The organism is uncultured Streptococcus sp. (assembly GCF_915066115.1).
Classification (GTDB): Bacteria; Bacillota; Bacilli; order Lactobacillales; family Streptococcaceae; genus Streptococcus.
The window spans coordinates 1-8,909 of sequence record NZ_CAJZDT010000077.1; the positions used below are offsets into that span (position 1 = coordinate 1).

An 8,909-nucleotide genomic window follows, 5' to 3' on the forward strand; every position below is an offset into this window, starting at 1 on the left:
GTGTGTAGTATTAGCGGGATGCTGACTTTATCATCGTGGATGAATTCTCCATGGTGGACACTTGGCTGGCCAATCAACTCTTCTCCAACATCTCTTCTAACAGTAAAATCCTCATCGTGGGCGACAGTGACCAGCTACCGTCTGTCAGTCCCGGTCAGGTTCTAGCTGACCTGCTTCATATTCCTTTGATTCCTCAGACTCGCTTGGAAAAAATTTACCGGCAAAGCGAAGAATCGACCATCGTCACCCTAGCTAGTCAGATTCGACAGGGCATCTTGCCAGCTGATTTCACCCAGAAAAAAGCAGACCGTTCCTACTTTGAAATTGCTAGCGGTCATATTCCTGCCACCATTGAGAAAATCTTAGGTGCTGCCCTCAGAAGTGGCATCCCTGCTCGTGATATCCAAGTGCTGGCTCCCATGTACCGAGGGACGGCAGGGATTGATGCCATCAACCAGCTCATGCAAGACCTCCTTAACCCACCACAAAAAGACCAACTCAGTTTTGAGGCTCCCCAGTGTCACTATCGCAAGGGCGACAAGGTCATTCACTTGGTTAACGATGCTGAAATCAATGTCTTTAATGGAGATTTGGGAGCCATCACAGACCTGATTCCTGGAAAATATACCGAATCGAAGCAAGACGAGATTGTCATTGATTTTGATGGTAATGAAGTCTCTTACCCCCGTAACGAATGGTACAAGATTCGCTTGGCCTATGCCATGAGTATCCATAAGTCTCAGGGAAGTGAGTTCCCTGTTGTCATCCTACCTATCACTAGTGCTAGTAGGCGTATGCTGGAGCGCAATCTCATCTACACAGCCATTACACGCGCCAAAAGCAAGCTTATCTTACTAGGCGAATTACAGGCCTTCGACTATGCTACTCAACATATCGGAACTGCCCGAAAAACCTATCTGATTGAACGCTTCAGTGATTTATTGGAGAATGTTGAAGAAAAGCAACCAGCTGTCTCTGAAACTGCCACATCAAGTGCCTCTGAACAATCCTATATTCTAACCGAAGAAAACTGGGATAGCATCCCCGCCATGATTGGGATTACAGACACAGACCTCAAAGAGATTTTTGGAAAATAGTGCATAAGAAAACCCACCTAATCAGGTGGGATTTTTGTTTATTAAGATTATTTAACTGTTGCTGTGCTTGTAATCAATTCAACAGCTTTTTTGATTGTGATATCGTGTTTCAACATATCAGCTGAAAGCAAGCTTTGTACTTGTGCAACTTCCATGTTGTAATCTGCAGCCAATTGCTCGATTTCTTTTTGGATTTCTTCTTCTGAAGCGTCAAATCCTTCAGCTTTGGCAACTGCTTCGATAACAAGGTTAGTCTTAGTACGTGACTCAGCTTCTGCTTCGTATTGTTTGTGAAGGTCTTCTTGAGTAGTTCCAGTGATTTGGAAGTACATGTCAGGATTGATACCTTGACGTTGCAAGTTTCCAAGGAATTCGTTTACTGAACGATGAACTTCTTCATGAATCATTTCTTCTGGAAGCTCTACGATTTCAGCGTTTTCTACAGCTTTATCAATTGCTGCACCTTCAACGGCATCTTTGTATGCTTCTTCTTTAGCTTCAGCCAATTCCTTGCGGTATTTTTCTTTCAATTCAGCAAGTGTTTCAACTTCTTCGTCAATGTCTTTTGCAAGCTCATCGTCAAGAGCTGGAACTTCTTTAGCTTTTACTTCGTGGATAGTTGTCACGAATTTAGCTTCTTTACCTGCAAGGTCTTCTGCTTGGTAGTCTTCTGGGAATGTTACAACTACATCAACAGTTTCGCCAGCTGAGTGACCTACCAATTGATCTTCGAAACCAGGGATGAATTGACCTGAACCAAGTCCAAGTGAGAAGTTTTCACCTTTTCCGCCGTCAAATTCAACACCATCGATAGAACCAACAAAGTCAATCACAACAGTATCACCGTTTTCAGCAGCAGCTTCTTTGATAACCAATTCAGCCAAGTTGTTGCGTTCGCGCTCGATACGCTCTTCAACGTCAGCGTCAGTTACTTCTTTTTCTACATCAACTGATACTTCAAGGTTTTTGTAGTCACCCAATTTTACTTCAGGTTTTGTCACGACTTCAGCTGTGATAACCCAGTCTTGACCTTTTTCCATTGAAGTTACGTCAATTTTTGGTTGAGCAACGACTTCAAGACCAGCTTCTTTTACAGCTGCTTCATAAGCGTTTGGCAAAAGAGCGTTCATAACGTCTTGGTAAAGTGACTCTTCACCAAATTTTTTGTCGAAGATAGGACGTGGAAGGTGACCTTTACGGAAACCTGGAACATTAAGAGATTTCTTCACTGAGTTGAAGACACGGTCCAATTCTGGTTTGATTTGGTCTTGAGAGATAGTAAAAGTCAAGACACCACGGTTTGTTTCTTTGTTTTCAAATGATACAGACATTCTGTCATTTCTCCTTAAAATTTTTTAAATACAGTCTATTATAACATAAACGAGCGACTTTTTTCAAGTAATGAATGCGCTTTTCAATGATACTAGAGGTACTTACTCGCTTCTTTTATACTAAGTTCAGCCATTTATCCAACATTATTTTATATAACTACTAAAACTCCTCATGCCCTACCAAATGGTGCTGAAAGGCATAGACTGCCGCCTGGGTACGATCGCTAACCTCAAGTTTGGCAAGAATGTTGGACACATGGGTTTTGACCGTCTTAAGAGAGATAAAGAGTTCATCTGCTATGCGCTGATTTTCGTAGCCCTTGGCAATGAGTTGAAGCACATCTCGCTCACGCGCAGTCAATTCTTCATGAAGTTCCATATGATTGCGGTGGTATTCGACCTTCTTGCTAACCTCTTGCTCAATGGCGAGCTCCCCAGCAGCCACCTTACGGACAGCGTGGAGCAGTTCATCTGCACTAGAAGTTTTGAGCATATAGCCCCGAGCACCTGCATTTAAAACAGGCATGATTTTTTCATTGTCCAAGTAAGAAGTCACAATTAAAATCTTGGCTTCAGGCCATTCTTTAAGGATAGCTAAGGTCGCTTCAATCCCATTCATCTCAGGCATGACAATATCCATGACAATGACATCTGGACGCAGTTCCAAGGCCAAATCAATCCCTTGAGACCCGTTTGCCGCCTCGCCCACAACTTCTACATCGTCTTGGAGGTCAAAGTAGCTTTTCAAGCCCAATCGGACCATTTCGTGGTCATCTACTAGTAAAATTTTCATCTTTACTCCTTTATCATTCCTCATCTAACAGGGGAATACGGATATCAACTGCCAGCCCTTGCTTGGGAGCTGTCAATAACTGAACCGTCCCTGCCATATCTTCAACCCGCTCCTTGATATTGCGGAGTCCATAACTCAAGTCATCTAAACTCGCTAACTGAAAACCAATTCCATTGTCCACCACCTTCAGTTGCAATTCAAAATCTGTCTGATAGAGATAGACATCCAGACAAGAGGCCTGGGCATGGCGGAGGGTATTGCTGATCAATTCTTGCAGAATACGGAAGATATGCTCCTCGATTTTCTTAGGCAATTTAGATACATTTTGCTTGAGACTGACCTTGAGATCACTCTTGTCCTCAAGCTCTTTTAAGAGAATTTGGATTCCTTCAACCAGACTCTTTTGCTCCAGTTCAACTGGTCGCAAATGCAAGAGTAAGACCCGCAAATCCTTCTGGGCTGTTTCTAAAATAGCTGTGACACTCTGCAACTGGGTCTGCATCTTTTCTCTATCCAATTTCAAAGCCTGCTGACTGACACCTGACAAAATCATGTGGGCCGCAAACAACTCCTGACTGACAGTATCGTGCAAATCCCGAGCAATCCGCTTTCGTTCTTTCTCGATGATTTCCTCTTCTTGGGCAAGACTTTGATTTTCAGCCTTTTGAAGAGCCTCTGTCAAGAGGTTAAGTTTGCCTGACAAGGACTTGAAACTGGCATCCAAATCTGGATCAGCAACCTGAACCACTTCTTTCCCTGACAACAAACGCTTGAGATTAACCTGCATTTTTCGTAAAGAAAGCTCTTCGACACCTCGCCAAAACAGGGCTAAAAGACAGGTCATGGACATGCTGAATACCAACAACAAAAAGACAAATTTTTCTGTTTTTTCGACATCGTGCAAGAAAATAGACCAGTCAAAGTCAAGGATGTCCAGCAAGCTGTGGGAGAAAAATAAGACAAACAGGATGGAGGTGAGAGCAATCATTACATAAGCTTGTTTTTTCATCCTCTGACCACCTCCACATCGCCAATCATAGTGGTCAAGAAAATCTTGACACTCTTGTTACTCTTGAGATAGTCTCTTGTTTCTTGATGGTAGTGTTCATTGCGGAGGGCTCGCTTGGGCTGATTGAAAAAAGTCAAATCCCCATAGAGACAGTTAACACTAAGACTGACTTCCACATCAACAGGTACAATGATTTTGGTCGTTCCTATCATCTTTCTGAGGATAATGACATTGTCATGATTGGTTAGAATTACCCTCTCCAAATGAATGGTGTCTTTACCCATAAGACGAAAGAGATTGATATCATCAAACTGGCAAGTCTGGTAACTTGAAAAATGATGGAGATTCCCAAACCAACGATTTTTCTCCTTCTTAACCGTCACTACCTCTTCAAACACCAAATTGGTCTGCTCCTTCTCCTGGTTCATCATCGGATAAAGAAGAAAGAGGCTGTATATAACCGCAACAAAAATAGCTAGAATCACAAAGGGATTGAGCATGACGATGAAAAAGAAGAGAATGGTTGCCGCCACTAACAGAAGGTTATTGCCCTCTTTTCCAGTGTAATAGCGAATCAAAAGCAAAAAGAGGAATAGAATCAGCAGAAAACGCGAAAAATGCTCTGATACCATCAAAATCAGAGCTCCCGTCAAAAGACAGGCCTCGATAAATAAAAAGATTTTAAATTTTCTCATACACATATCCTCTACCTTCTATTTTATCACAATTGGAAAAAGTCACCTCGGTCTGAAGATGGAAAAAAAGGCGGTGGTTACGCCTTTTTCATCTGATCATTTGCTTCTTTTAATTTTCCATATAGAAGATAGTCTACTTTTTGCAGATCTGCTATGGTGGTACAATTAAGGGCACACATAATCAAACGCAGATCTGCTTTCCAGCCTTGAACAATGGAAATCACCTCTTCGACTGTGTAGCTTTCCACCAATTCCAGAACGATTCGAGACAGTCCTACAGCCTTGGCACCAAAAACTAAACACTTAATCATATCCAGCGGATTGCGAACGCCTCCACTAACCAAGAGTTCAACCTTGTCTTTCCAGTCTTGGGCATTGATAAGGGCTTGCATGGTGGATTGCCCCCATTGATTGAGGTAATCACGCTGACCACTGCGACGGTTTTCGATATAGGCAAAGCTGGTACCACCACGACCTGACAGGTCAAAGGTTCGAATCCCTAGTTCATAGGCTCTTTCGATAGTCTTCACATCCATTCCAAAGCCCACTTCCTTTAGGACAATAGGAACGGGGATTTGCTTGCTATAGTCTGCTAGATGCGATTGCCAGCTTCTAAACTTCCTTTCTCCCTCGGGCATGAGTAATTCCTGCATAACATTGACATGCACTTGCAGTAGAAGAGGATCCATTTCTTCTACAGTCCGAAGTCCCAACTCAGCAGGCTTGTCCAATCCAATATTGGTTCCAAGAAGGAGATTTGGATGACTAGACTTGACAGAAAATGAATCATCTGTAGGATTCTTGAGGGCTGCGCTATAAGAACCCGTCACAAACAAAATCCCACAGGCATCTGCCACCTGAGCCAGCTTTTGATTGATTTCTTTACCTTTTTCGCTCCCACCTGTCATGGCATTGATATAAAAAGGAAAGTCCCACTTTCGACCAGCGAACTCTGTCGACAGATCAATCTCATCTAGATCGTAAAGAGGCAAGGAAGAATGAATCAACTCCACCTCATCAAAGCTGTTATAGGAACTTTTCTGCTCAAGAGCATAGCGGATGTGTTCATCCTTACGATTTATCGTCATGTCCCATCCTTTCTTGGTATAAGAGCTCAATCCCCAGATTGGCCCAACGATTTTTTAAGGTTTCAGTTGATTGCTCATCAAAACTCAAAGCAATACCACAGTCACCACCACCTGCACCGCTACTCTTGGCAACAGCCTGCAAATCTTGACTGGATTCTTTCAGCTGTCTAAGCGATGGAGTGTAAATATCTGCGCTCAAGGCTTCTAAAAGTTGACTGGCTACTGCTACTTGCTCGATAATTTTTTCTGCTTTTCCTTGTTCTAAAGCTTCTACCAAAGCAGTCACCGTTGCTTTTGAAGAAGTTAAAAATTTCTGATTGATGTTTTGCTTGATTTGCTTTACCATGTTACCAGATACGGCTACTTCCTTGGTCCACCCCACTAGGAAATCACATTCTAGGGCTGGTTTCACTTGTGAGATAGAAAAGCCCCAGTCACGCTCCAAAACTGTCGCCAAGTTTTCCACTTCCAACCAAGTTGCCACCTTTTGGCGATCAAATGACTGGTAGAGAACCAAATCCTCTGCCACAATACAGGCAAGGTCGCCCATGGAACCATTGTCTCCGCGCTTGAGCAAGACAGTACTGGACAGCTTGAACAAGAGATCCTGTTCAACAGAAAGATTATATAGAGCAAGCAGAGCCTTGATAACCAAGACAACGACACTACCGCTAGAACCCAGACCAAACTTTTTGCCTTCTCGTTCCATTTTGCCACGGATTTCTAGAGAAAAAGGTCTTAAAGTTTGACCTCGATAAGTCAGGAAATCTTCTACTAAAGCAATCGTTTCTTGAATCAAGCTATAGTCAGGATTTGGCGTCAAATCAACTGCGAAATCAAACATATCCGAGTAGATACGGTAACTATCAGAAAAAGCAATCTCGCCCTTCATATAGATGGGAATGGCCTTTATCAAGGCCAACTGCCCTGGCTCTAAAATAGCATATTCGCCTGCCCAATAGAGTTTTCCGCAAGTTTTAACAGCAATCATCTTGGCTCAAATCCTTTGTTTTTGAAACAATCAAGCGATAACGTTGACTGAAAATTTCAGATAGATGCTCCAAGTCTTTCTCCTGACAGAGGACCTTGACATTGGGACCAGCATCCATAGTAAAGTAGCAGGCCTCTCCTTGCTCGCGAAGTTGGCGGACAAAGTCCATCGCTTCATAGGACGCGTCCGTCAGATAAGAAAAGGCTGGTGATGCTGTCTTTGTCGTAGCGTGCATAGCCAGGGCATTTTCCTCCGTTAACTCCCCAACCTTGGCAAAGTCATTTTCCTTGAGATAAACCAGCATATCCTGATAGTCTTTCTCAGACTGACGGACCCAGTCATCAAAGGTCGTCGAGGTTTCCACACAGAGTTTCATCCCGTCACGACTAGAGATTGGTTTTTTCTTGTCCTCTAGCACCAACATAATCATAGCTAGTTTCAAGTCTGTCTCTACAGGGTAAATTTCCCCGCTATCCTTATCCCAGGCACCTAGCGGTCCATAGAAACTCCGAGAGGAAGAACCTGAGGCAAACTTAGCCTCCTGCGCCAACTGGCTCCGATTCAAACCAAGCTTGAAATAAGCATTACAAGCCTTAACCAAAGCGGACAAACCGCTAGAACTTGAGGACAAGCCCGCTGCGGTAGGCATATTGTTTTGAGTGTCGATACGAACAAAGCCCTCACCATCTGGACGGTAGCGGTCGATTATTTTGCTCATCTTGGCATGCTCAGCCTCATTTTGTAACTGACCATTGATATAAAAGGCATCGGCAGTCGCATCCGTCGGTAGCGACGACAAGGTCGTCTCCGTGTACATATTTTCCAAAGTCAGAGAGATACTGCTAGTGGCAGGTACCATCTCTTTTTCTTTTTTCTTTCCCCAGTATTTGATAATGGCAATATTTGCGTAGGAACGTACTGTTACAGGCTTTCGATCCATGTCTGAACAGCTCCTTTCTCTTCTAATCGTTTTGCTAGTTCTTGTGCTTGGTCCAGATTGGCTACCAAAGCGATAATACAGCCTCCTAGCCCACCACCACTCATCTTGGCACCTAGAGCACTGTGGCTCAGAGCCGTTTCAACGAGGGAATCTGCCTCAGGGCTACTGACACCAATTTCTTTTAAATGTAAATGCGCTTGACTGAGGATTTGTCCCAATCCCTCAGCATCTTTTTGTGAAATCGCATCTTCTGCTTGCTGAGTCAATTCTCCCAAGGCATGCAAAAACGGTAGGGCATCCTTCCCCTTACTTTGAACCACTTGGATGGCTTCACGAGTGTGACCATAAACGCCAGTATCAGCAATCACCAAATAGGCGGATAAGTCCATCTCAAGCTCTGCAAATCCTACGTTCTTGATAAAGCGAATAGGTTGGTCACTTAGACAGGTCTTAGCATCCAAACCACTAGGATTCATATGGGCAATCATCTCAGCCCGATTGACCAAGATTTCCAATACATCATGAGGCAGGTCGGCCTGATAGTAGTCAAAAACCGCACGAATAGCCGCTATGCTGATAGCAGCTGACGAACCCATTCCCCGTTTTTCAGGGATAGCCGAGTCAATCTCACAGCGAATGCAGGCTTCTTTGATATCAAAATACTCCAGCGAAGCATAAACTGCCATGGACAAGGTATCCTCCTCATAGAGACGCCAAGGACTCGCTGCAGGTACCACCTTACAAGTCACCTCCACCTCCAAAAGAGGCAAGGAAATAGCAGGATAGCCATAAACGACCGCATGCTCCCCTATTAAAATAATCTTACTATGTGCCTGACCGACACCAACCTTTTTTGTCATTTTTTCCTTTTGCTAGACGAAAAAGTCGTCCCATACTCAATGAAAATCAAAAAGCAAACTAGGAAGCTAGCCGCAGGCTGTACTTGAGTACGGTAAGGCGATGCT

The 8,909-nt window shown here is 43.6% G+C and carries 8 protein-coding genes and 1 pseudogene; 1 reads left to right on the forward strand and 8 read right to left on the reverse strand.

Features of this window, described 5'->3' with window-relative positions; translation table 11 throughout:
• Positions 1–17: 17 nt before the first annotated feature.
• Positions 18–1,097: pseudogene (locus QZ565_RS06225) on the forward strand (ATP-binding domain-containing protein); the annotation flags it as partial.
• Between the two features lie 47 nt (positions 1,098–1,144).
• On the opposite strand, the gene tig reads toward QZ565_RS06225, so the two are convergent.
• The 8 genes from tig to mvk form a co-directional block, all read right to left on the reverse strand.
• Positions 1,145–2,428, reverse strand: a complete 1,284-nt coding sequence (gene tig / locus QZ565_RS06230; protein WP_295527045.1) for a trigger factor — start codon at positions 2,426–2,428, stop codon at positions 1,145–1,147.
• A gap of 160 nt (positions 2,429–2,588) precedes the next feature.
• On the reverse strand, positions 2,589–3,221 hold the full coding sequence (locus QZ565_RS06235; RefSeq protein ID WP_295527048.1) for a response regulator transcription factor: 633 nt from the start codon (positions 3,219–3,221) through the stop codon (positions 2,589–2,591).
• Between the two features lie 13 nt (positions 3,222–3,234).
• Positions 3,235–4,230, reverse strand: a complete 996-nt coding sequence (locus QZ565_RS06240; RefSeq protein ID WP_203212682.1) for a sensor histidine kinase — start codon at positions 4,228–4,230, stop codon at positions 3,235–3,237.
• Entirely contained in the window at positions 4,227–4,925 is a 699-nt protein-coding gene (gene liaF, locus QZ565_RS06245) for a cell wall-active antibiotics response protein LiaF (protein WP_295527055.1), read from the reverse strand. The genes QZ565_RS06240 and liaF overlap by 4 nt, the downstream gene beginning before the upstream one ends.
• Before the next feature lie 77 nt (positions 4,926–5,002).
• Positions 5,003–6,013: a type 2 isopentenyl-diphosphate Delta-isomerase gene (gene fni / locus QZ565_RS06250; protein ID WP_295527058.1), complete on the reverse strand. Its 1,011-nt coding sequence runs from the start codon at positions 6,011–6,013 to the stop codon at positions 5,003–5,005.
• Positions 5,997–7,004 (reverse strand): phosphomevalonate kinase, encoded by a 1,008-nt coding sequence (locus tag QZ565_RS06255; protein ID WP_295527061.1) that lies wholly within the window; start codon positions 7,002–7,004, stop codon positions 5,997–5,999. The genes fni and QZ565_RS06255 overlap by 17 nt, the downstream gene beginning before the upstream one ends.
• Entirely contained in the window at positions 6,991–7,944 is a 954-nt protein-coding gene (gene mvaD, locus QZ565_RS06260; protein ID WP_295527064.1) for a diphosphomevalonate decarboxylase, read from the reverse strand. Before mvaD ends, QZ565_RS06255 begins: the two co-directional genes overlap by 14 nt.
• Positions 7,926–8,804: a mevalonate kinase gene (mvk, locus tag QZ565_RS06265; RefSeq protein WP_295527067.1), complete on the reverse strand. Its 879-nt coding sequence runs from the start codon at positions 8,802–8,804 to the stop codon at positions 7,926–7,928. The genes mvaD and mvk overlap by 19 nt, the downstream gene beginning before the upstream one ends.
• Positions 8,805–8,909 lie beyond the last annotated feature (105 nt).

What these genes read in the sequence shown, in the direction of transcription:
- tig (WP_295527045.1), bottom strand. Translation starts at nt 2,428, where the DNA reads ATGTCTGTATCATTTGAAAACAAAGAAACAAACCGTGGTGTCTTGACT.
- QZ565_RS06235 (WP_295527048.1), bottom strand. Translation starts at nt 3,221, where the DNA reads ATGAAAATTTTACTAGTAGATGACCACGAAATGGTCCGATTGGGCTTG.
- QZ565_RS06240 (WP_203212682.1), bottom strand. Translation starts at nt 4,230, where the DNA reads ATGAAAAAACAAGCTTATGTAATGATTGCTCTCACCTCCATCCTGTTT.
- liaF (WP_295527055.1), bottom strand. Translation starts at nt 4,925, where the DNA reads ATGAGAAAATTTAAAATCTTTTTATTTATCGAGGCCTGTCTTTTGACG.
- fni (WP_295527058.1), bottom strand. Translation starts at nt 6,013, where the DNA reads ATGACGATAAATCGTAAGGATGAACACATCCGCTATGCTCTTGAGCAG.
- QZ565_RS06255 (WP_295527061.1), bottom strand. Translation starts at nt 7,004, where the DNA reads ATGATTGCTGTTAAAACTTGCGGAAAACTCTATTGGGCAGGCGAATAT.
- mvaD (WP_295527064.1), bottom strand. Translation starts at nt 7,944, where the DNA reads ATGGATCGAAAGCCTGTAACAGTACGTTCCTACGCAAATATTGCCATT.
- mvk (WP_295527067.1), bottom strand. Translation starts at nt 8,804, where the DNA reads ATGACAAAAAAGGTTGGTGTCGGTCAGGCACATAGTAAGATTATTTTA.